The organism is Oceanisphaera marina (genome assembly GCF_014643915.1).
In the GTDB taxonomy this organism is placed as follows: domain Bacteria; phylum Pseudomonadota; class Gammaproteobacteria; order Enterobacterales; family Aeromonadaceae; genus Oceanimonas; species Oceanimonas marina.
Genome location: NZ_BMKE01000001.1, coordinates 137,716 through 159,863, shown reverse-complemented (window position 1 = coordinate 159,863; position 22,148 = coordinate 137,716). Strand labels below are relative to the sequence as shown.

At 54.3% G+C, this 22,148-nt stretch carries 19 protein-coding genes; 12 read left to right on the top strand and 7 right to left on the bottom strand.

The features are described 5' to 3' along the window. Nucleotides 1-26 precede the first annotated feature (26 nt). On the bottom strand, nt 27-755 hold the full coding sequence (locus IEW52_RS00845; protein ID WP_188628174.1) for a 4'-phosphopantetheinyl transferase family protein: 729 nt from the start codon (nt 753-755) through the stop codon (nt 27-29). A 162-nt stretch (nt 756-917) separates the two neighbouring features. Between IEW52_RS00845 and IEW52_RS00840 the strand changes: the two genes are divergently transcribed. Beyond that, nucleotides 918-1,361 (top strand): NlpC/P60 family protein, encoded by a 444-nt coding sequence (locus IEW52_RS00840; protein ID WP_308424514.1) that lies wholly within the window; start codon nt 918-920, stop codon nt 1,359-1,361. 58 nt (nt 1,362-1,419) lie between these two features. Here the strand turns inward: IEW52_RS00840 and IEW52_RS00835 are convergent, their stop codons facing one another. Continuing rightward, nucleotides 1,420-3,276, bottom strand: a complete 1,857-nt coding sequence (locus IEW52_RS00835) for a DUF3413 domain-containing protein (protein WP_188628172.1) — start codon at nt 3,274-3,276, stop codon at nt 1,420-1,422. 79 nt (nt 3,277-3,355) lie between these two features. Further along, entirely contained in the window at nt 3,356-3,583 is a 228-nt protein-coding gene (locus IEW52_RS00830) for a YejL family protein (RefSeq protein ID WP_188628171.1), read from the bottom strand. A gap of 77 nt (nt 3,584-3,660) precedes the next feature. On the opposite strand from IEW52_RS00830, the gene yejK reads away from it, so the two are divergent. Continuing rightward, nucleotides 3,661-4,656, top strand: coding sequence for a nucleoid-associated protein YejK (gene yejK / locus IEW52_RS00825; RefSeq protein WP_188628170.1), 996 nt, complete (start codon nt 3,661-3,663; stop codon nt 4,654-4,656). A 62-nt stretch (nt 4,657-4,718) separates the two neighbouring features. Here yejK and ahpF read toward each other — a convergent pair whose 3' ends face one another. Then, on the bottom strand, nt 4,719-6,293 hold the full coding sequence (gene ahpF, locus IEW52_RS00820; RefSeq protein WP_188628169.1) for an alkyl hydroperoxide reductase subunit F: 1,575 nt from the start codon (nt 6,291-6,293) through the stop codon (nt 4,719-4,721). Between the two features lie 83 nt (nt 6,294-6,376). After that, nucleotides 6,377-6,943: an alkyl hydroperoxide reductase subunit C gene (gene ahpC / locus IEW52_RS00815; RefSeq protein WP_188628168.1), complete on the bottom strand. Its 567-nt coding sequence runs from the start codon at nt 6,941-6,943 to the stop codon at nt 6,377-6,379. Nucleotides 6,944-7,708: 765 nt separating this feature from the next. Between ahpC and IEW52_RS00810 the strand changes: the two genes are divergently transcribed. From IEW52_RS00810 to IEW52_RS00790, 5 genes are all read left to right on the top strand, one after another. Next, complete coding sequence (locus IEW52_RS00810) at nt 7,709-9,307, top strand: isocitrate lyase (protein WP_188628167.1); 1,599 nt, start codon at nt 7,709-7,711, stop codon at nt 9,305-9,307. Between the two features lie 260 nt (nt 9,308-9,567). Next, nucleotides 9,568-10,764, top strand: a complete 1,197-nt coding sequence (locus IEW52_RS00805; RefSeq protein ID WP_188628166.1) for a thiamine pyrophosphate-dependent dehydrogenase E1 component subunit alpha — start codon at nt 9,568-9,570, stop codon at nt 10,762-10,764. Next, the gene (locus tag IEW52_RS00800) at nt 10,764-11,741 is read left to right on the top strand and encodes an alpha-ketoacid dehydrogenase subunit beta (protein WP_188628165.1); all 978 of its coding nucleotides are present in this window, start codon (nt 10,764-10,766) and stop codon (nt 11,739-11,741) included. Before IEW52_RS00805 ends, IEW52_RS00800 begins: the two co-directional genes overlap by 1 nt. Before the next feature lie 8 nt (nt 11,742-11,749). Continuing rightward, entirely contained in the window at nt 11,750-13,048 is a 1,299-nt protein-coding gene (locus IEW52_RS00795; RefSeq protein ID WP_188628164.1) for a 2-oxo acid dehydrogenase subunit E2, read from the top strand. A gap of 14 nt (nt 13,049-13,062) precedes the next feature. Beyond that, nucleotides 13,063-14,892 (top strand): protein kinase domain-containing protein, encoded by a 1,830-nt coding sequence (locus IEW52_RS00790; protein WP_188628163.1) that lies wholly within the window; start codon nt 13,063-13,065, stop codon nt 14,890-14,892. 274 nt (nt 14,893-15,166) lie between these two features. Here the strand turns inward: IEW52_RS00790 and IEW52_RS00785 are convergent, their stop codons facing one another. Then, entirely contained in the window at nt 15,167-15,775 is a 609-nt protein-coding gene (locus tag IEW52_RS00785) for an acyl carrier protein phosphodiesterase (RefSeq protein WP_188628162.1), read from the bottom strand. Continuing rightward, nucleotides 15,772-16,278 carry a CBS domain-containing protein gene (locus tag IEW52_RS00780; RefSeq protein ID WP_188628161.1) on the bottom strand — a complete coding sequence of 169 codons (507 nt, stop codon included), beginning with the start codon at nt 16,276-16,278 and terminating at the stop codon, nt 15,772-15,774. The genes IEW52_RS00785 and IEW52_RS00780 overlap by 4 nt, the downstream gene beginning before the upstream one ends. A gap of 214 nt (nt 16,279-16,492) precedes the next feature. On the opposite strand from IEW52_RS00780, the gene queA reads away from it, so the two are divergent. From queA to secF, 5 genes are all read left to right on the top strand, one after another. Next, entirely contained in the window at nt 16,493-17,557 is a 1,065-nt protein-coding gene (gene queA, locus IEW52_RS00775) for a tRNA preQ1(34) S-adenosylmethionine ribosyltransferase-isomerase QueA (RefSeq protein ID WP_188628160.1), read from the top strand. Between the two features lie 168 nt (nt 17,558-17,725). Then, nucleotides 17,726-18,871, top strand: coding sequence for a tRNA guanosine(34) transglycosylase Tgt (gene tgt, locus IEW52_RS00770; protein WP_188628159.1), 1,146 nt, complete (start codon nt 17,726-17,728; stop codon nt 18,869-18,871). Nucleotides 18,872-18,962: 91 nt separating this feature from the next. Then, the gene (gene yajC, locus IEW52_RS00765; RefSeq protein ID WP_188628158.1) at nt 18,963-19,292 is read left to right on the top strand and encodes a preprotein translocase subunit YajC; all 330 of its coding nucleotides are present in this window, start codon (nt 18,963-18,965) and stop codon (nt 19,290-19,292) included. 21 nt (nt 19,293-19,313) lie between these two features. Next, nucleotides 19,314-21,167, top strand: a complete 1,854-nt coding sequence (gene secD / locus IEW52_RS00760; RefSeq protein ID WP_188628157.1) for a protein translocase subunit SecD — start codon at nt 19,314-19,316, stop codon at nt 21,165-21,167. A 9-nt stretch (nt 21,168-21,176) separates the two neighbouring features. Continuing rightward, nucleotides 21,177-22,121, top strand: coding sequence for a protein translocase subunit SecF (gene secF / locus IEW52_RS00755; protein ID WP_188628156.1), 945 nt, complete (start codon nt 21,177-21,179; stop codon nt 22,119-22,121). The last annotated feature ends 27 nt before the right edge of the window (nt 22,122-22,148 follow it).

The following is a 22,148-nucleotide window of genomic DNA, read 5'->3' as shown; positions in this document are numbered from 1 at the left end:
GCTCAGGGGATGAATTGATGGCGTGGTTAAGCATTATTCATAGCATGCTTATCTAGATTGGGCTGGGGGCCGGTAATTTCAAGTTCGAAAGGTAAATCCCTCGGACTGAGGCAGGCGACCTTGCTGTTCAACGGGCTGTTGATGGCCAGCGTCAGCCGGCTGTGTTGATACTGATATTGATGCAAGCGGTAGCTGGCGCTGTCGAAGTGGGCCTCGTTATTATCAGGCTGCCAGCACACGGCGCTCAAGTTGTTGGCAATACCACCGCCGTGGGCTTTGAGTACCGCTTCTTTAATGGTCCAGAGCCGCAAGAAGGCGTCGGCACTGTTATGCCGGCTTAGCCAGTCCTGCTCGGCGGCAGAGAAATAGCGGCGCGCCAAGCGATGGATTTGGGTGCTGGATAACTGACGGCCTTCTACGTCTATGCCAACAGGTGCCTGATTACTTATTGCCAGGGCCAGTGTGCTGCCACTGTGGCTGATATTGAAGTGCCAGTCGGGTTGCAGTAATTGCGGTTTGCCTCGGGCATTTATCTTGATGGCGATACATTGCGGCGGCAGTGACAAGGTGTCGCCAAGCAGTTGGCGCAACAGGTATCGGCCCAGTAAAAACAGCTTGGCCTGTTGTGGGTGGCGGATATGCTGCAGCCGTTCCTGCTCCGTTATCGACAGTAAACCGGCTGCATCGGAGGGCAAAACGATATGCTGGCTGTCACAAATCAGCAATCGAGTAAAAATAACCTTGTTTTTACTCATATTATTTTTGCAAACTCCCCATGATCTGCTCTACTATCTGGCAGTTGATAGTCATTCCCACTAATAGCTGGTTGCCGTAATCTTATGAAAAAGGTAATTATTCTTAGCAGCTTATTGTTGATGGCTGGTTGCAGCAGCCCCCAACACGAGTCAGGAAAAAAACTGGCTGGCAAAAAGCCGGTTTCTTCCCTTACTTACAGTATCAGTACTGGTCCGATAAAGAAGCAGCCTGCGCAGAATGTTGTGCGTAGCTTACATCAGGCTTATCAACGTTGGCGAGGTGTGCCGTATCGCTTTGGCGGCGTTGATACCGAAGGGATAGACTGCTCGGCCTTCACTCGTAGCCTGTATCAAGAAGTGTATGATATGTCGTTGCCCAGAAGCACCTACGAGCAGATTGAACTGGGCCGAGAAATCACCAAAAACGAGCTACAACCCGGCGATCTGGTCTTTTTCCGCACCGGCCGTACGCAGCACAACGGCGTGTATGTGGGCGATGGCAAGTTTGCCCATGCCTCATCCAGCGTGGGGGTGACGATTTCTCGACTGGACAATGTCTATTGGCGTAGCCGCTACTGGCAAGCTCGCCGTTTACTGGACGAATAGTAATAACCAGGATTGGGGAGCCGAGATTCGACTCCCCAATCCCCAATCCCAGCTTTAATCATTCCCCCTGAAAGCGATTCAAGTCGCTCATGACCTGCAGCAATAATGATAGCTCGGGGCTGGCGTTGGCCTTGGTTCTGTAATCCTCAGCCCCCAACAGCTGCATGTCGCCCCGGCGATTGAACAGGGTAATGTCTTGCTGTTGATAAATGGCATATTCATCCTTGTCCGAGGCGAGTCGCCAGCGATTGGCATCTGCCTTGAACAGGGATTGCCCTGTGCTGTAGCTGCGCACCGGACTTTGCACGCCCAGGGCCTGGCGCATCAGCGTCGGGACCACATCCAGCTGGCTGGTGGGATGATCGAACTGCGCCGGTTGCGACTGAGCAGGCCAGCCGATCACCAGCGGTACTTTAAGCTGTGCCGGTGAGTAGGCATTGCCAAATCCCCAGATATTATTGTCATTGTCGTTAAACTCTATGCCGTGGCCGGAAGTCACTATGATAATGGTCTCTCGAACATTGCCATGACGATTGAAGGACAACAGATTGCCGAGCAGGCGGTCGGTATAAAAAACCGAGTTGCGATAACGGTTGAACAACGCCAGTTGCTGCTCGTTCTGGTAAGACTGGGCAGGGTTCAATTGTGCAAGCGAAGGCTGAAAAGGCCCTTCAACGTCATCGGGCAAGTCCAGAGAATTCAGTGCATCCAGGTAGACAAACGAAAACCAGGGGCGTTGCTCATTCTGCTGGGCCCGCCAGGCGTCAAACTCGGCGACCACCTGACGATCTCCCTTGGCGCCGCCGGTGGCGTTGCTAAAGTCGCGATGACGCAAGCTTGAAAAAATCGCCTTCTTGTACAGCGGCCTATCAAGTCCGCCGCTGGCAAACAAGCCAAAACGATAATCCTGGCGCTGTAATTCATCAATAAGCACAGGTGCCATATTTTCTTGCTCGGCGTCGCGCTGATATCGGCTTGGCAGGCTGTAAAACAGGCTGAACAAGGCCGATTCACTTTGATTACCGGCACTTAAATGATTGTTGAAGCGCAAGTAGCGATGGGCAAACCGGCTGAGGTTGGGCATGGTAATGGCATCGAGCTGATCGGCTCGCAGGCCATCGGCCACCACCAACAGAATGTTGGGTGCCAGTTCGGGAGCGGTGACCGTTAACGGACGCAGCGGATAATTCAGTTTACGCTTGGGCTGCTCGGCAACCTGTTTCGACAGCTGCTTGTATTGATCTTCGTCCAGCCAGCCCTGCTTGATTAAAAAGCTTTTGGCTGTCATCGGATAAGACAGCGGAAAGTTGGCCTTTTGCTCGGTAATGGGCGCATACACCAGTGCATCGGCCCAGATATGCACGCTATGAGTCAGAAAAAAGCACACCAGCAAGGGTAATGACAGGGGCAGGGTTAAAGAGCGTCGACGGCGCTGGCTCCAGCGCCACAACCAGGACGCCAGCCACAATTCAAACAAGAACAGCAGCGGAACCCAGATAAACAGCCAGCCCCAGCCCGAGGCTTCGTCGGTTTGAGCCTGGTCCAGCAGCAAGCGCCATACGGTGGGGTTGAGGTGAAACTTGAACAGGCTGAAAACCTGAGTGTCTACCAGCAACAGCGTTAATGCGCCGGTGGCAATGGCCGCCCCCAGCAGCTGCACGGCCCGCACCTTCGGAAATAAAAACGTCAGCGGAAACAGGGTAAGCAAATAGGTGAAGAAGGTAAGAAAGGCGAAATGACCTACCCAGCTGACCAGCATGTATCCGACACCCAGCAGAGTATCGGGCCAGCCCGTTATCAATAAATAACGGCTCGAGACCGCCATGGCGAGCAGCACATTCGCAAATACCAGCCAATGCCCCCAGCCGATGAGGCGGGACACATTGTCGCGATAGAGATTACCGGTTTCGAGCATAGTTCAGCATGATTCAACTATTTGGTTAACAGCCATACCGGCAACAGGCCAGGCTGGATGTTGATGGGTAAAAAGGCGCTTAGTGGGCCCCTTTTTGCGTGTCCACCGAGGCCGTCAGCACTTTGGCAAACTTGTCGGCAATAACCTGGCGCTGTCCCGGTGCAATTTGATGATTAATGACATGGGTCGCCAGGTTGCCCAGCACCATAAGGCGCAAATCGGCCGGCGCCATATGCTGGTCCATCACGGCTTCAAGCTCGCTCAGTAATTTATCAAACTCTTTTTCGTACTTGGAAATAACAGGCATGGGCGTTCAATCATGTATCTTGATAACAGGACGGCTATAATACCCCACCCCTTCTGGCAACTCTACGGCAATCTGTTATGAGCTTGGATATCGAACACATCATAGTACATTCTCTGTTTCTCGATGAGCAGGGCCAGACCCAGCTGGCCACGCGAGATCAGGAGTTGGCCACCGGACCCGCGGTAGGACACCTGATGAGCGAGCTGCATCATATCTACAACACCAAGGCCGGCAAGATTTTTGGTTACTTCAATGAAGAAGACACCGGCTTTCGCGACCTGGTACGCCGGGTAGAAGACGAAAACCTGAGCTTTACCGCATTTACCCAGCAGGCGTCACAACGACTGCTGGACGAGCTGAAGCGACTGGACATGAGTGAACAGGGCGTGCTGCTGTTTGTACGCTATCAGTGGCTGGGGGCTCACTATCTGTTGATTGCCCTGCTGGATAGTAAAGACAGCGTAACCGTCACCGAAAAACTGGAAGTCAGCCATGCCAGTTACCTGGATCTGGGCAAGATGCAGTTGGCGGCGCGCCTGGACTTGACCGAATTGCAGAGTCGCCCCGACTCCCATCGTTACTTTTCCTTTATCAAAGGCCGGGCCGGGCGCAAGGTGTCCGACTTTTTCCTGAATTTTCTTTCCTGTGTCGAAGGCATGGATCCCAAGGCGCAAAGTCAGGGGCTGCTAAAGGCGGTGGATGAGTTTTGTGAATCTCGTCAGCTGAGCAAAGAGGAAAAACAGGAAAGCAAGGCGCTGGTCAACAAGTACTGCCGCGAGCAGCTTAAAGAGGGCGAAGAGCTGGAGTTGCGCGAATTGTCTGCCGAGCTGGGGACCGATGACGATCTGGATTTTTACCAGTTTGTCAGCGAAGAATACCAACTGGAAGACAAATTTCCGGTTGACCGCTCCGCGCTGAAAGGCCTGACCAAATACGTCGGCTCCGGCGGCGGTCTGACCATCAGCTTCGATCAAAAACTGCTGGGCGAGCGTATTCAGTACGATCCCAGCACCGATACCCTGGTGATCAAGGGGGTACCACCCAACTTGAAATCCCAGCTGCAGGGCAGCTGAGCGCGGGGATTGGGGAATAGGGAACAGAGATTAGGTTTCTCCACCATTCCCCATTCCCGGTTTTACGAGCGAATCAGATGATCAAAAGCGCTTAGCGCGGCGGTGGCGCCGGCGCCCATGGCAATCACGATTTGCTTGTAGGGCACTGTGGTGGCATCGCCGGCGGCAAACACGCCGGGGAGTGAGGTAGCGCCTTTGGCATCGATGATCACTTCACCATGGCGGGTCAGCTCTACCGCCGAGCCCTGCAAGAACTCGGTATTGGGCACCAGACCGATTTGTACGAAGATCCCGGCAACGTCCAGATGGCGCTGCTCGCCACTGATACGGTCGATATAATGCATGCCACTGACTTTCTGGCCATCACCGACCACCTCTGTGGTTTGTGCGTTACTGATAATGTCGATATTCGGCGTCGAGCGTGCTTTACGCTGCAGCACTTCATCGGCGCGCAAGGTGTCGGCAAACTCGAGTACGGTCACATGTTCCACCAAACCGGCCAGGTCGATGGCGGCTTCAATACCCGAGTTACCACCGCCGACCACTGCCACGCGTTTACCTTTGAAGAAGGGGCCGTCACAGTGCGGGCAATAGGCCACGCCCTTGTTGCGATATTCGGTTTCTCCCGGTACGTTCAGCTCGCGCCAGCGGGCACCGGTGGCCAGAATAACCGCACGGCTTTTCAGTGTTGCGCCACTGGCTAACGGCACCTCCAGCAAGTTGTGCTGTGCCGTATCGTCCATGCTTTGCTGAATGCCGGCCGCGCGTTGTGCGCTAATGATATCAACACCATATTCCTTGACGTGCTGCTCCAGGCTGGCCGCCAGCTTGGGGCCTTCGGTATAGGGCACCGAAATAAAGTTTTCGATGCCGACCGTGTCCATCACCTGGCCACCAAAACGCTCGGCGAGCAGGCCGGTGCGAATACCCTTGCGTGCCGCATAAATGGCGGCGGCAGCTCCGGCTGGTCCTCCACCGACCACCAGTACATCGTAGGGGGCTTGTTCATTCAGGCTGGCGGCCTGGCGTTTGGCGGCGCCGGTATCCAGTTTGGTAACGATTTCTTCCAGGCTCATCCGCCCCTGGCCAAAGTGTTCGCCGTTCAAATACACCGCCGGTACCGCCATGATCTGGCGACGATCCACCTCTTCCTGAAACAGGGCTCCGTCAATCATCACGTGGGTGATGTTCGGGTTAAGGGTAGCCATCAGGTTAAGTGCCTGCACCACATCCGGGCAGTTCTGGCAAGACAGCGAAATATAGGTTTCAAAGTGATATTCGCCCTCAAGGTCGCGGATCTGCTGTTGCAGTTCGGCGCTGGCTTTAGAGGGATGGCCACCGGTTTGCAGCAGGGCCAGCACCAAAGAGGTAAATTCATGACCCAGCGGGATGCCGGCAAAGCTGATCCGTGGCGCCTGGCCTGCGGATGCAATACTCATGCTGGGCGTACGCTGTGCCACCGCTTCTTTAAGCGTGATCTGGCTGGAAAGCTGGCTGATTTCATTCGCCAACTCTTTTAATTCGGTTGATTTTGCTGTGTTGTCTGGATTGTGATTCAAGGACACGCCGATCTCTATGGGAGAGACGATGTTCTGCAAATAGGTGTCCAGTTGTTTCTTGAGGTTAGCATCTAACATGGTCGTGTCCTGTGCTTAAGGTGAGAAGTACCCGGCTGGTGGTCTAGGTCAGCCGGGCAAGCGCTAGGGTGTTGGTGGGCGGGTTAGATTTTGCCGACCAGGTCCAATGATGGTGCCAGTGTCGCTTCACCTTCCTGCCACTTGGCCGGGCACACTTCACCCGGATGAGCGGCAACGTACTGGGCCGCCTTCAACTTGCGCAGCAGGTCGGCTGCATTACGGCCAATACCCTCGGCCGTGACTTCTACTGCCTGGATGATGCCCTGTGGGTCGATGATAAAGGTAGCGCGGTCGGCCAGGCCCTGACCTTCACGCATCACGCCAAAGTTATTGGTAATGGTGCCGGTCTGGTCACCCACCATGTAGTACTGAATTTTACCTATGGTGTCTGAACTGTCGTGCCATGCCTTGTGGGTAAAGTGGGTGTCGGTAGACACAGAGAACACTTCTACGCCCATTTTTTGCAGCTCGGCATAATGATCCGCTATATCGCCCAGCTCGGTGGGGCAAACAAAGGTAAAGTCGGCCGGGTAGAAAAACACCACCGACCATTTGCCTTTAAGGTCGGCTTCGGTCACTTCAACAAAGTTACCCTGATGAAAGGCCTGAGCGGTGAAAGGTTTGATTTCGGTATTGATAGCAACAGTCATGTTAGCTCCTTGATATTTGATATGAGTGTCGTGCTGTGAACGATGCTCATACTAGGGGTTGCCATCGGTTAAGTTAATCTGTTGATTTCTATTAAACTGATAGTTTAAAACTATCGATTGATTTTGGCTGTGCGGTCGGCGACGGACCTGTTTGGCTGACATTGTCGGAAAGTGATAAAGCAACAACAATCTTCGTCTCTCTCGGTTTTTCAAGCAGTGTTTTATGCATTATTTTGCGATCGCAAAATAATGTTTTTCAAGGTGGGGTATTTTTCAGGATCTGCATGGTAGCGGTAGTTGAGACGGTTGCGTGGGGTAGGAGAGCTTAAAGTGCCACCATGGATTCAACTCCAACCTAATGTGATTTTACGTAACTTAATTACGAATTATTTTTACATTGCTGGTGTGTCGATATGAATGAATATCGGTTTTATTCAGGTTTTATAAGGGTTGCAGGCATTATGCTTTCGTTCTGGATATTGATTGTTATGTGACCTATGTTGTGATTTTGTGAAAATGTAACTTGATCTTCTATCGTTTATTACGCAGATTGATAGTCGTAACGCAACGCAGAATAAACGGAAACGTCACCTGATAAAGGCCAGATACCAGATGGTTGGCTCAATAAAAAACAGACATGGTTGCGGAGCAAAAAAAGGACCACTGCGCACAGCGGCGAACCAGACTCAGGGTTATCGTTGTGACAGGGAGATAAAGGGCCCAATGAAGGGCCTCAACCCGACAGCATAGAACAGGACGGATACCATGCCATACGCAAGCGAAATTGATGCATTGAACACCTTGATCAAGCAAAACCCGAGCTGGAACGCCATTAAACCGGAATACGTCGCCCGTATGCGCGCCCAGAACAAGTTCAAGACCGGGCTGGATATTGCAAAATACACGGCAAAAATCATGCGTGAAGACATGGCCAACTACGACCGTGACAGCTCGCAATATACTCAGTCACTCGGTTGCTGGCATGGTTTTATCGGCCAACAGAAAATGATTTCCATCAAGAAGCACTTCAACAGCACCAAGCGTCGTTATTTGTATCTTTCCGGCTGGATGGTGGCCGCGCTTCGCTCCGAGTTCGGGCCCTTGCCCGATCAGTCCATGCACGAAAAAACCGCAGTGTCGGGCCTGATTGAAGAACTATACACCTTCTTGCGCCAGGCCGACTCCTGGGAGCTTAATCATCTGTTCCGTGATCTCGAAGCTGCAGAAAAAGCCGGAGACCAGGCCAAGGCACAAGAGATAACGCAAAAAATTGATCAGCACGAAACCCATATAGTGCCGATAGTAGCCGACATAGACGCGGGTTTTGGTAATGCGGAAGCGACCTATTTGCTGGCGAAGAAAATGATTGAGGCCGGTGCCTGCTGTATTCAGCTGGAAAATCAGGTATCCGACGAAAAACAGTGTGGTCATCAGGACGGCAAGGTAACTGTGCCCCACGCCGAGTTTTTATCGAAAATCAACGCGGTGCGGTTGGCCTTTTTAGAACTGGGCGTTGACGACGGCGTGATAGTGGCGCGTACCGACTCTCTGGGGGCCGGTCTTACCAAGCAAATTGCCGTGACCAATGAGCCGGGCGACCTGGGTGATCAGTACAACAGCTTTATTGATGGCGACATTATCGACAGTGCCGACGACATCAATAACGGTGACGTGGTTATCAAGCAGAATGGCAAACTGGTCAAGCCAAAGCGCCTTGCCTCTGGTCTGTTCCAGTTTAAAGAAGGCTCCGGCGAAGATCGTGTGGTAATGGATTGTATTGCCAGTTTGCAACACGGTGCGGATTTGTTGTGGATTGAAACCGAAAAGCCTCATGTGGGGCAAATTGCCGGCATGGTGAATCGTATTCGCGAAGTGGTGCCCAATGCCAAGCTGGTGTACAACAACAGCCCCTCGTTCAACTGGACCCTCAACTTCCGCCAGCAGGTATACGATGCCTGGGCCGCCGAAGGTAAAAACCTGGCCGGCTATGATCGCGACAAGCTGATGAGCGCCGATTATGACCAGTCAGAGCTGGGTAAGCTGGCCGATGAATGGACGGCCAATTTCCAGCGCGACTCGGCCCGTGAAGCGGGTATTTTCCACCACCTGATCACGCTGCCCACCTATCATACCGCGGCTCTGTCGACCGACAACCTGGCCAAGGGATACTTTGGTGATGAAGGCATGCTGGCTTACGTGGCCGGGGTACAGCGTAAAGAAATTCGCGAAGGCATTGCCACCGTCAAGCACCAGGATATGGCCGGTTCCAACATTGGTGACGACCATAAAGAATTCTTTGCCGGTGAGGCGGCACTGAAAGCCGGTGGTAAAGACAACACCATGGGACAGTTTGAGAACGTGTGATGTGAAAATAACAAGATGATGAACACATCATCGGTGATTATCCCTTTTTAGGCAGCCCTGGGGCTGCCTTTTTTATGCTGATTCTTTAAGTTAACTTAGGTAAAGGATGAAGCGTGAAGAGTAAAGTTGGAATGGCCCGAGTGGCGCATTTCCGTCGGTTTATTCATCAGGTGTTATAATTGGCGGCAGAGCAGCGGCCATCAACAGACAAGCTTGGCCCCCGTTTCCTGACTCGCCCCGTCGGCGATGGGAGTGACGCCATGAACAATGCGACAAACAACCCGAGTAATACCACTACCAATATCGTGCATCAGGCAGAATTTACCGACACTCATGCCCTGAACATTCCCACCCTCAGCATCTTGCAGGAAGACGGCACCCTGTTTGCCGGTGCAGCTTCTCCCAGTCTGGATCGCGCCACGGCGCTGAAAATATACGACAGCATGGTGTTTATCCGAATTCTGGATGAACGCATGCTGGCGGCCCAGCGCCAGGGGCGAGTCAGCTTTTATATGCAATGCCTTGGGGAAGAAGCCACTACGGTAGCCAGTGCCGCCGCCCTCGACCCCAAAGACATGATCATGGCGCAATATCGGGAGCAGGGCGCCTTGCATTATCGCGGTTTCAGCCTGACCCAGTTTATGAATCAGTTGCTGTCCAATGATCAGGACCTGGGCAAGGGCCGACAAATGCCGGTGCATTACGGCAGTCACGACTTGCATTTCATGACCATATCATCACCTTTGGGTACGCAAATCCCTCAGGCCAGTGGTTATGCCTATGGGCAAAAACTGCGAGGCCTGCCCAATATTAGCCTCTGCTATTTTGGCGAAGGCGCCGCCTCGGAAGGGGACTTTCATGCCGGGCTGAACATGGCCGCCGTGCTGCGGGCGCCGGTGATTTTTTTCTGTCGTAATAACGGTTATGCCATTTCTACCCCCGCCAATGAGCAGTTTGTGGGCGATGGTATTGCCTGTCGCGGCGTGGGGTATGGCATGCAGGCCATACGAGTGGACGGTGCCGACGCGCTGGCGGTCTATGAAGCCACGCGCCTGGCACGAAAATTGGCGCTGGAGCAGCAAAAACCGGTATTGATAGAAGCTATCGCCTATCGGTTGGGGGCTCATTCTTCTTCTGACGATCCCAGTGGCTATCGTTCTCGTGAAGAGGAGGCGCGCTTTCGCCAGCAAGATCCCATTGCCCGTTATAAATGCTGGCTGAAACGAAAAGGCTGGCTGGATGAAGCGGCGGATCAAATTGCCTGTGATGCGCTGCGACAAGAAGTGCTGGATGCCCTTAAAGTCGCCGAAAAGCGCGCCAAACCTCATATTGATACCTTGATTGGCGATGTGTATGCCGAGCCCACGGCGGCGCTCAAGGCGCAGCTGGAGCAGCTGAAGTCACATATTCGTCAATATCCCGATGCCTATCCGCTCAGCGCGGGGAGGTTTGAATAATGGCAGAAATGAACATGTTGCAGGCCATCAACCAGGCGTTGGATCTGGCCATGGCGCAAGATGACAATGTGGTGTGCCTTGGTGAAGATGTCGGCCATTTTGGCGGCGTGTTTCGCGCCACCAGTCAGCTGCAGGAAAAGTACGGCCAGAATCGCTGCTTCAATACCCCGCTCACCGAGCAGGGGATTATCGGGTTTGCCAATGGTATGGCGGCGCTGGGCTTGAAGCCGGTAGCCGAAATTCAGTTTGCCGATTACATTTATCCCGCCTTCGACCAGATTGTTAATGAAACCGCCAAGTACCGATATCGCTCCGGTAACGAATTTAATGTGGGGGGCCTGGTGATCCGCACTCCCTATGGCGGCGGCATTGCCGGTGGGCATTATCACAGTCAGTCTCCCGAAGCCTATTTTGCCCATACCCCGGGTTTGAAAGTCGTAATACCGCGCAATCCGGCTCAGGCCAAGGGGCTCTTGCTGGGGGCCATTGCCTGCCCGGATCCGGTGTTGTTCATGGAGCCCAAGCGCTTGTATCGCGCCAGCGTCGGTGAAGTTGACGAGGCCTATTACGAGCTACCGCTTGGGGAAGCCGAGATAATTCAAGCGGGCACGGATGTGACTGTGCTGGCCTGGGGCGCGCAAATGGAAGTGGTGGCCAAGGCGGTGGCGCTGGCAGAGCAGGAGGGGGTTTCCTGCGAACTTATCGATTTGCGCAGCATCTTGCCCTGGGATCAAGCCACCGTGATTGACTCTGTACTCAAAACCGGCCGCCTGGTGGTCAGTCACGAGGCGCCGCTGACCGGCGGGTTTGCCGGTGAAATTGCCGCCACCGTTCAACAGCACTGCTTTTTGTATCTCGAAAGCCCTATTGCGCGGGTCTGTGGCCTGGATACGCCATATCCATTGGCGCTGGAAAAAGAATACATGGCCGATCACCTCAAGGTGTTCACTGCCATCGTGGATGCGTGCAACTTTTAGGGGGCTTCATGAAGCAGGACTTTTATCTGCCGGATATAGGCGAGGGAATAGTGGAATGCGAGCTGGTGGAGTGGCTGGTGGCAGAAGGCGACACAGTCGCGGAAGATCAGGCCATTTGCGATGTGATGACCGACAAGGCACTGGTACAGATCCCGGCCGTGCACAATGGCGTAATCAGCCACTTGTATGTGGCCAAGGGAGACATGGCCCGGGTTCATGCGCCACTGTTTGCCATGGAGCTGAGCGACTCCGTAGAACTGCCTGCGTCCACATCCTGCTCACGTTCAACCGAACCGGAAGCCAGGCTTGAGCCTGATTCAGACAAGGATAAGCCCGACACCGCTATTCATGCCTCCTCTGCCCCCCAGGCTGTCAAAGAAAAAGCCGACCCTGCTGATGAACGACCGGCCATCGATACCGAAAAAGCCGTGGCCAGCCCGGCAGTGCGGCGTCTGGCGCGGGAGCAAGACGTGAAATTGAGCGAAGTGCCGGGCTCCGGCGAGAAAGGGCGAGTCTACAAAGAAGACATCACCGCCTATCTGGCGCAGTTGAATCAATCCCAAAGCAAGCAATCCGGAATCAAGCAACCCCGAACCAAGCAACCAGAGTCACATACCGAGTCGTTAACGGGCATTGCCGCTGCCATGGCAAAACAGATGACGGCGTCATTGCAGGTGCCGCAGTTTACCCTGTGCGACGAGCTTGCCCTGGATGAGCTGCTCGGCATTAAACACCAGCTGGCCCCCTTGTTTGCCAAACAGGACATCAAGCTGACGCTGCTGCCATTTTTTATCAAGGCCTTGTCGCTGGCGCTGAGTGAATTTCCCAAGCTGAACAGTCAGCTCAGTGCCGATGGCACTCAAGTGACGTATCAGCCACATCATCATATTGGCGTGGCGGTGAATACCGACGCCGGCCTGCTGGTGCCGGTGCTGCGTCATTGTCAGCAACAATCGCTGCTGGACATAGCATTCGAGCTGGAGCGGCTGACCCAGGCGGCGCGAGCGGGGCAGCTGAAACCGAGCGAGCTGCAAGGGGCCACTATTACCCTGTCCAACATAGGCGCTCTGGGGGGGCTGGTGTCCAGCCCCATCGTCAGCCCGCCTCAGGTCGCCATTGCCGCTTTGGGGCGTTGGCAGACGCTGCCACGTTTCAACGAGCAGGGAGAGTTGCAGGCCAGTGCGCTGATGATGCTGTGCTGGTCTGCGGATCACCGGTTGATTGATGGTGCTACTCTGGCGCATTTCAACCGCTGCTGGTGCCAGTATCTTGAGCAACCGGCGCGCATGTTGGCCCATCTGAAATAAGGGGCGAGCCAACGATGGGCAAGCATCAGCTGCATAACTTCTATATTCCCGAACAGCAGTCCATTTATCTGCTGAATGCCAACGATGCCAAAAAACTCAAAGACTGGATTGCCTTGTGTATCGGCAAGCTGGAAGAGTTGGGCTATCGCAATATCCAGCTGGTGGGACAGGGGGCCTACGGCTTTACCTTTGCTGGTATTGCCGAGCCGGATGAGGAATATGCCTTCAAGTTTTCGCGCATTACCCTGCCGTTGCACATTCGCGAGCGACTGGCCGACGAGGCCTATATGCTGGCGCAGATTGATCACCCCAGAGTGCCTGCCTATATCACCTATCAGCGCATCAAGAAGCAGGGCATTCTGATGATGAGCCGTGCCAAAGGCGTGGATCTGGAGCAATACAGTTTACGTCAGGGGTCTTTGCCGCCCCGTCAGTTGATCGACATTGCCGCCCAGTTGGCCGATATTCTGCAAGCCTTGCGCCACCATCAAAAACTGGGGCAGCCCGCCGCTGTGGTGCATGGTGACATCAAGCCGTCCAATATTGTATTCGATGCCGATACCGGTCATATCAAGCTGGTGGACTGGGGCTCGTCGGTGTTTGCCCAAACCGACAGCAAGGGGCAGTTTATTGCCACCAATGTGATGCAGCTGATGGCGGCCGATTTGCAACACAGTAATGCCCGACTGGGGGACATTTATTTTATTGGCCCCGAGCAGCGAGACGGGGCGCTGTCCAGCCCCCGTTTTGACGAGCAGGGCGTGGCGGCCACCCTGTATGCGCTGGCGTCGGGTCAGAGTTGTCGCTTTGGCTGTGGTGTGATCCCCGCCAGCAGCCTGGGGCTGCCCAGAGAGTTTGCGCTGTTGCTGGACGGCTTGCTGTCGCCGGATGCCGAGACCCGTCGCCTGGCGGGCGATTATCTGATACCCACCATGGCGCGCCTGAAACGACTGGTGCTGCCCGAGCTGCCCTTGCTTGACACCCGCCCCAGATTACCGGTGTGGATCAGCCCGCAGCTTCATGCCATGGACACCGTGGTCTATTCGTCGCGTACCTCTTTTTTGCGCGAGCACAGCGAGCGGGCTAGCCTGTATGATATTAACGACGCTCAGCTTGAGCGTTATTATAAAAACTATCTGACCGGCATGGGGGATGGCGAAAAAGCCTTTGTGGCGGCGGTCAGTCGTCTGGGGCGCTATCCGGTGGTGGGCGGACTGGTGGTGCACTGGCAAGCCGATGGCATCTTTATCGATTCCAGCTTGAATCTATATGATGACTCGCTGGAATCAGCCTTTGTGCAGGCCGTGAATACGGTGGTGAAACTGGCCCAGGCCATCGGCAAGGTCGGCTTGTTCAAGGCCTGTTTGTTCAACGCGCGCAATACCATTCACCTGAGTCGTAGCGGATCTCTCGATCCCTTTTATCCGCTTGCGAATACCGAAATCCCCTATCGACTCGCCGACATCCCCAGTAGCCACGAAGCCAGTCGCCAGCATTCCTATTTTGAAGATGGCCGAGATCCGGACGAACAGTTGACCCTGCCGCCCAGCATCATGGCGGTGCTGGCGCGGCTGAACGATATTCACCACACCGGCTGCATTATCTTCGAGGTCACGCCGCGCCACATGAAGCTGCACAGCTATTATCGGCTGCTGGATGCGAGTGCCGAACAAGACTTTGCCGCCTTGTTACGGCAAATAGTGTCACTTATTCCCGAGATTACCGATCAGGGAGTAGGGGGCTTCATGAAGCTACCCCACAAAAATACCCGGGTGTTCGAGCATGTCGCACGCCAGCCCGACTGTTTTTATCCGGCCAACCCCAAGGCATGGGTAAAGAGCTAAAAAGCGGTGAGCCGATAGCTGCAGGTTACCGAGTATTTCAAACCCTAAAAGCCGAAAGTGGAAGAGCCTTTTTGCCACGGAATCCACAGAACCCGCGGAAAAATCAAGATAGGACCGAACCAGCACGAGGAGCGAGTTTTGATTTGATAAGACTTTTGACCCAAGGTCCTCCCTTTACTCTTCACCTGTTACAGCCCTTTTCGCTCTTCGTCCGTGGTTTCTGTGGATTCCGTGGCGATAAATATTTTTAATTTTTAACAGCAAACTCGACACACTAAGTATATTCGTTATGCGAGATTGCTTGGCGTTTGTTCACTTCAGCGATGGCAAAGGCCATCAAGTCGGGATAGAAATCCAGAAACGCCTGTTCCATGTCAGCATAGTGTTCCTGCAACAGCGGGGCGCAGTGCACCAAGGGAGTGGGGCGGCGAAAACGGTGGTCGATGCGGGCAATGGCCAGACTGACCCCCTCCAGAGTCCGATAGCTGGCCAGCAGCTGATAGTGCTGCATGCGATCGACCAAGGTTTTCATGGCAATGGGCCAGTGCTCGTCGGGGAGCAGTTGGGTGTGGGCGTAGCGAATAAAATCGTTCAGTGGCCAATCATGATAACGGGACCAGTGCTTCGCCAGAAAATGGTCGAACATCATGTCCATGATAATGCCGCCAAAGCGACGAAACGGGCTGGGCAAGGTGCGCACCGCCCCCGCATGCAGGGGGTGAGCGTCGGTAAAGCTGTCTATGCGCCTGTGCAACCAAACGCCCTCTTGCAGCCTGACGGGTAATCGCGGATCTATGGTGCCTCTAACATATTCACCCAGCAGTGCACCCGGCAGGCTGGTCTGGCTGAGTTGTGCCAGATGCAGGTGTGCCAGATAATTCATCGCGCCACAAGATCGTCGCTGTCGTCATGAGTGACTGCCAAATCGAGGTCGTCGGGATCCAGCTCGTCATCGGGCTGATCGGCCAGCTGGGCATCCAGCACTTCAAGCAGATGAATGGCCACGTTGACAAAGTCGCTGTCGGTTACTATGCCCACCAGCTTGCCCTTGTCGGTGACCGGCAGACAGCCGTATTTGTACTTTTGCAAATATCTCGCCGCTTCGCGAATACCGGCCCTGGGGCTGACGGTGGTGACATCCTGCACCATGATTTCGGATATTTGATGTTGCTGCAGAGCGTCACCGTTGTGTGCCTTATCCAGGCTCGACTCCTGAGCGGCCAAAATATCACGTTGGCTAACCAGTCCCACCAGAATACCTTCGGCCAGCACGGTGAGGTGGCGAATATGATGGCGCTGCATCAGGGTACGTGCTTCGTCAAGCGTCGCGGAGGGAGGTAGACTGATGACATCGCGAGTCATGATTTCAGAGACGATAGCTGGCATGGTATATTCCTCTCTTTTTATATCAAGATAGCTTAACAGCTGAGCCTTGCATGATGATGGCGGCCATAATTCCTCACACACCACATCAAACGTCTGTAACATCGACCTTACGCTATATCTTAATAATATGCATTATGCCGCCACCGTGGCGAATTGCCTTGATCCCGTCGGTCGGCCTCACTAGACTAGCGCCGGTTATTACAAGAGGTTGTGTATGCTGGTCCGCGATTTTTCCTTTGAACTTCCCGATGAACTGATAGCCCGCCATCCCATGCCGGAGCGCGGTGCCAGTCGCCTGTTACAGCTGGACGGTAACAGTGGCGACATCATTCATGGTCACTTCCATCAGGTGCTGGATCGGGTCAACCCCGGTGACTTGCTGGTCTTCAATAATACGCGGGTTATTCCGGCGCGGCTCTTTGGCCATAAAGCCTCCGGTGGCAAGTTGGAAGTGCTGGTGGAGCGGGTGCTGGACGACAAGCGCGTGCTGGCACACGTACGCGCCTCCAAGGCCCCCAAGCCCGGCACGGCCCTGATACTGGAGCCAGACGTGCAGGCAACCATGATTGCCCGTCACGACGCCTTGTTTGAAATTGAATTTCATGATGACAACCGAACCGTATTCGAGATCCTCGAAGCCGTCGGTCATATGCCACTGCCCCCCTATATCGACCGCCCCGATACCGAGGCCGATAAAGAGCGTTATCAAACCGTCTATAACGAAAAGCCCGGTGCCGTTGCCGCGCCCACGGCCGGTCTGCATTTCGATCAACCGTTGCTGGATGCGCTGGTCGCCAAAGGCGCCGAGCTGGCGTTTGTGACCTTGCACGTAGGGGCTGGCACCTTTCAGCCGGTGCGGGTCGATAACGTGCTTGAGCATAAAATGCACTCCGAATACATAGAAGTGCCGGCCGACGTCGTGGCTCAAATCGAGGCGACCAAGGCACGCGGCGGGCGAGTGATTGCCGTGGGCACCACTTCGGTGCGTTCGCTCGAAAGTGCGGCCAGAGCGGCCCTGGCCAACCATACTCCGCTGGCGCCGTTTTACGGCGATACCGATATTTTTATCTATCCCGGATACGACTTTCAGCTGGTGGACGCCATGATCACCAATTTCCACCTGCCAGAATCAACCCTGATCATGCTGGTGAGTGCCTTTGCCGGTTATGAGCATATTAAAGAGGCCTACCGCCAGGCGATCAGCGAGCGCTATCGCTTCTTTAGCTATGGCGATGCCATGTTTATTACTCGACAACAGGGATTGGGGAATAGGGACTAGGGACTGGCCTACAGACGCCTGTAGGCCCGAATTTATTCGGGCAATACTGTCAGCGGCTGACGCCTTTCCCCTACTCAAAGAGGGGTCTACAAATCCCGATTCCCTAATCCCCAGTCCCTAATCCCATCAAACAAGGTCGGACTGTTTCTCTGACCCAAGAGGTAACTGATGAAATTTGAACTCGATACAACCGATGGCCGGGCTCGCCGTGGCCGCATGATCTTTGACCGTGGCGTGGTAGAAACCCCGGCCTTTATGCCGGTGGGTACCTACGGCACCGTCAAGGGCATGACGCCGGAAGAAGTGGCCGACACAGGTGCGCATATTCTGCTGGGCAATACTTTCCACCTGTGGGTTCGCCCGGGGCAGGAAGTGATGAAACTGCACGGCGATCTGCATGACTTCATGAACTGGCAGGGACCGATACTGACCGACTCCGGCGGCTTTCAGGTATTCAGCCTCGGTGATATTCGTAAAATCACCGAAGAAGGCGTCTATTTCCGTAATCCGGTCAACGGCGACAAGATTTTTCTGTCACCGGAAGTGTCGATGGAAATCCAGTATGACCTGGGTTCCGACATCGTCATGATCATGGACGAGTGCACGCCGTATCCCGCGACCTGGGAAGAGGCGAAAAAGTCGATGGAAATGTCGCTGCGCTGGGCCAAGCGTTCACGCGATCATTTCGACAAGCAAGAGAATAAAAACGCCCTGTTTGGCATTATTCAAGGTAGCGTCTACGACGACTTGCGCGACGAGTCGCTGACCGGCCTGCTCGAGGTTGGCTTCGATGGCTATGCCGTTGGCGGACTGGCCGTGGGCGAGCCCAAGCACGAAATGCACAAGGTTCTGGAGCATATTTGCCCCAAAATTCCTGATGACAAGCCCCGCTATCTGATGGGCGTAGGCAAGCCGGAAGATTTGGTAGAAGGCGTGCGTCGCGGTATCGACATGTTCGACTGCGTCATGCCGACCCGTAACGCCCGTAACGGTCATTTGTTTACCACAGACGGCGTGGTCAAGATTCGTAATGCCAAGCATAAAACGGATACCGGCCCACTGGATGCCGAGTGCGATTGCTACACCTGCAAGAATTATTCACGTTCTTACCTGCATCATCTGGACAAGTGCAACGAGATTTTGGGTGCGCGTTTAAACACCATTCACAACCTGCGTTACTACCAGCGGGTAATGGAAGGTTTACGTACTGCCATAGAGCAGGGTAAATTAGACGCCTTTGTTGCCGATTTCTATGGCCGCATGGGCAAACCTGTTCCGCCATTAGGGCAGCAGGCAATAGAAAACGACCAATAAGAACGACAGAAAAGGGTTGGCGTTTCGCCCTCCCTTTTCTTTAAGCACGTGTTTATTAATCGCTTTAATCATCAATGAGGAACGAAAACCAATGAATTTTATCTCTAATGCTTATGCTCAAGGTGGCGGTGCCGCTGGTGGTGGTATGGAAATGATCATTATGCTGGCCGTGTTCGGCCTGATTTTCTACTTCATGATTTTCCGCCCTCAATCCAAGCGCGTTAAAGAGCACAAGAACCTGATGTCTTCTCTGAGCAAGGGCGACGAAGTGCTGACCAACGGTGGTTTGGTGGGCAAGATTGCCAAGATTGCGACTGACAGCGATTACGTGGTGCTGAGCCTGAGCGAACAAAGCCAGGTCACCATCAAAAAGGACTTCATTACTGCCGTCCTTCCCAAGGGTTCTATTCAGTCCCTTTAATTCCCTGTCGAGGAGCACAGCGTGTTAAATCGATATCCGCTGTGGAAATACTTGATGGTGATCGCCGTGATCACCATCAGTTTTCTGTATGCAGCACCCAATTTATTTGGTGAAGACCCTGCGTTGCAGGTATCTGGCTCTCGCGGTACTCAAGTTACCACCGCAGAATTGGCCAAAACACAGCAGCGCCTGACTGAAGCCGGCATAGAGATAAAAAGTGCCGTGCTGGAAGACAATCAATTACTGGTTCGTTTTCGTGATACCGACGATCAGCTCAAGGGTAAAGACCTCATTGCACAAGCCCTGGGCGATAACTACATTACAGCGCTGAATCTGGCACCGGCTACCCCGCATTGGCTGGAAGCCATTGGTGCTGGCCCACTGAAGCTGGGTCTCGACTTGCGAGGCGGCGTGCACTTTCTGATGGAAGTGGACATGGCCGAAGCCCTGAGTCGCGTTCAAGAACAGCAAATTCAGGATTTTCGTACCGACTTGCGTGAGCAGCGCCTGCGCTACTCGGGCGTACTGGCAAAAGATGATGGCACCCAGGTGGTATTCCGGGATGCCGACACCCGTGATCAGGCGCTCGGTTTTTTGCGTGGCCGTTATCCGGGGCTGGTTTTTTCCGAGCGTGACAGCGGCGATAATTTTGGTCTGTTTGCCGTGATGAGCGAGCAACGACTGAAAGAAGTCAAAGAATACGCCCTGCAGCAAAACATCACTATTATTCGTAATCGCGTCAACGAGCTTGGCGTAGCCGAACCCCTGGTACAGCGCCAGGGTGCCGAGCGCATCGTGGTGCAGTTGCCGGGTATTCAGGATACGGCCCGTGCCAAGGAAATTCTGGGCGCCACCGCGACCCTCGAGTTCCGTCTGGTGGATGACAAGGCCGATGTGTCCGCGGCGAATGCCGGGCGAGTCCCGCCCAACAGTGAATTGCTGCGTGACCGTGATGGCCGCCCCGTAGTGTTGCACAAGCGGGTGATCCTGACCGGTGAACATATTGTTGACGCCAGCGCCAGCATGGATGAGTTCAGCCGCCCTCAAGTGAATATCAGCCTGGATGCGCCAGGTGGCAGTCGCATGGCCGATTTTACCAAGGATAACGTGGGCCGCCCCATGGCGACCGTGTTTACCGAGTATAAAACCGGCGAAGAGAAAAACGAAGACGGTTCGCGTCAGTTCCTCAAGCAGCAGGAAGTGATCAACGTGGCGACCATTCAGTCTCGACTGGGTAGAAGCTTCCGTATTACCGGTATCGACTCCATGGCCGAAGCGCAGAACCTGTCGTTGCTGCTGCGTGCCGGCGCCTTGATTGCACCGATCCAGATTGTGGAAGAGCGCACCATAGGTCCAAGCCTGGGTAAGCAGAACATCGAAAACGGTATGCTGGCCATGCTGTACGGCATGCTGGCCGTGGTGGTGTTCATGCTGATTTATTATCGCAAGTTTGGCCTGGTCGCCAACGTGGCCTTGCTGGCCAACCTGGTGATCATCATAGGTGTCATGTCCATGGTACCCGGTGCCACCATGACGCTGCCGGGTATTGCCGGTATCGTGCTGACCATAGGGATGTCGGTGGATGCCAACGTGCTGATCTTCGAGCGTATTCGTGAAGAGTTGCGCGATGGTCGAGGGGTACAGCAGGCCATTCATATCGGGTACGACAAGGCGTTGGGTACCATTGCCGATGCCAACATCACCACCCTGATTACCGCCATCATCCTGTTTGCCGTGGGCACGGGTCCGATCAAGGGCTTTGCCGTTACCTTGATGATTGGTATTTTGGCTTCCATGTTTACCGCCATTGTGGGAACGCGAGCGCTGGTTAACCTGTTCTGGGGCGGCAAGCGTCTCAGTAAACTGTCGATATGAGGAAATAACATGTTTGAGATCCTCAAAACCCGAGCGCCCATTCGCTTTATGCACTATTCGAAAGCGGCTACCGCAGCCTCGCTGGTGTTGATTGCGCTGTGTTTTTTCAGTCTGTTTACCAAAGGGCTGAACTGGGGCCTGGACTTCACCGGCGGTACCGTGGTGGAAGTGGCATTCGAACAAGCGGTAGAGCTGGACGAGATACGTGACAACCTTGAACAGGTCGGTCTGAATGGCGCCACGGTACAAAACTTTGGTACCAGCCGCGATGTGCTGATCCGCCTGGCACCTCAAGCAGGTGTCGATGTACAGCAGCAGGGCGATTCGGTTCTGGCCGCCATGCAGCAAACCCAGAGCACCGTTGAAATGAAGCGGCTGGAGTTTGTGGGGCCGGCTATCGGTGCCGAGCTGGCCGAGCAGGGTGGCCTGGCCATTCTGGTGGCCTTACTTTGTATCCTGATCTATGTGGGCATACGTTTCGAGTGGCGTTTGGCGTCGGGTGCTGTCATGTCATTGGCACACGATGTCATTATTACACTGGGAGTATTCTCCTGGATTCAGATTGAAGTGGATCTGACCATAGTGGCGGCCTTGCTGACGGTAGTGGGTTACTCGCTTAACGACACCATAGTGGTGTTCGACCGGGTGCGGGAAAACTTCCGCCGGGTGCGCAATACCACGACCGCCGAGGTATTCAACGAGGCCATTACCGACACCCTGAGTCGTACCCTGATCACCTCGGCCACGACCCTGGTGGTGGTGGTTGCCCTGTTCCTCAAGGGCGGTGCCTTGATTCACGGTTTTGCCACCGCGCTGTTACTGGGCATTGGTTTTGGTACCTACTCTTCAATTTATATTGCCAGCGCATGGGCCATGATGCTGGGGGTACAGCGGGAACACATGCTGCCGCCACAGATAGAGAAAGAAGGGGCAGATCAAGAGCCGTTGGCTTGATAATGCCTATACTAAAGGGTCCCATAG

Coding starts and splice junctions, on each gene's coding strand:
- IEW52_RS00845 (WP_188628174.1), bottom strand. CDS start 755: ATGAGTAAAAACAAGGTTATTTTTACTCGATTGCTGATTTGTGACAGC.
- IEW52_RS00835 (WP_188628172.1), bottom strand. CDS start 3,276: ATGCTCGAAACCGGTAATCTCTATCGCGACAATGTGTCCCGCCTCATC.
- IEW52_RS00830 (WP_188628171.1), bottom strand. CDS start 3,583: ATGCCTGTTATTTCCAAGTACGAAAAAGAGTTTGATAAATTACTGAGC.
- yejK (WP_188628170.1), top strand. CDS start 3,661: ATGAGCTTGGATATCGAACACATCATAGTACATTCTCTGTTTCTCGAT.
- ahpF (WP_188628169.1), bottom strand. CDS start 6,293: ATGTTAGATGCTAACCTCAAGAAACAACTGGACACCTATTTGCAGAAC.
- ahpC (WP_188628168.1), bottom strand. CDS start 6,943: ATGACTGTTGCTATCAATACCGAAATCAAACCTTTCACCGCTCAGGCC.
- IEW52_RS00810 (WP_188628167.1), top strand. CDS start 7,709: ATGCCATACGCAAGCGAAATTGATGCATTGAACACCTTGATCAAGCAA.
- IEW52_RS00805 (WP_188628166.1), top strand. CDS start 9,568: ATGAACAATGCGACAAACAACCCGAGTAATACCACTACCAATATCGTG.
- IEW52_RS00800 (WP_188628165.1), top strand. CDS start 10,764: ATGGCAGAAATGAACATGTTGCAGGCCATCAACCAGGCGTTGGATCTG.
- IEW52_RS00795 (WP_188628164.1), top strand. CDS start 11,750: ATGAAGCAGGACTTTTATCTGCCGGATATAGGCGAGGGAATAGTGGAA.
- IEW52_RS00790 (WP_188628163.1), top strand. CDS start 13,063: ATGGGCAAGCATCAGCTGCATAACTTCTATATTCCCGAACAGCAGTCC.
- IEW52_RS00785 (WP_188628162.1), bottom strand. CDS start 15,775: ATGAATTATCTGGCACACCTGCATCTGGCACAACTCAGCCAGACCAGC.
- IEW52_RS00780 (WP_188628161.1), bottom strand. CDS start 16,278: ATGCCAGCTATCGTCTCTGAAATCATGACTCGCGATGTCATCAGTCTA.
- queA (WP_188628160.1), top strand. CDS start 16,493: ATGCTGGTCCGCGATTTTTCCTTTGAACTTCCCGATGAACTGATAGCC.
- tgt (WP_188628159.1), top strand. CDS start 17,726: ATGAAATTTGAACTCGATACAACCGATGGCCGGGCTCGCCGTGGCCGC.
- yajC (WP_188628158.1), top strand. CDS start 18,963: ATGAATTTTATCTCTAATGCTTATGCTCAAGGTGGCGGTGCCGCTGGT.
- secF (WP_188628156.1), top strand. CDS start 21,177: ATGTTTGAGATCCTCAAAACCCGAGCGCCCATTCGCTTTATGCACTAT.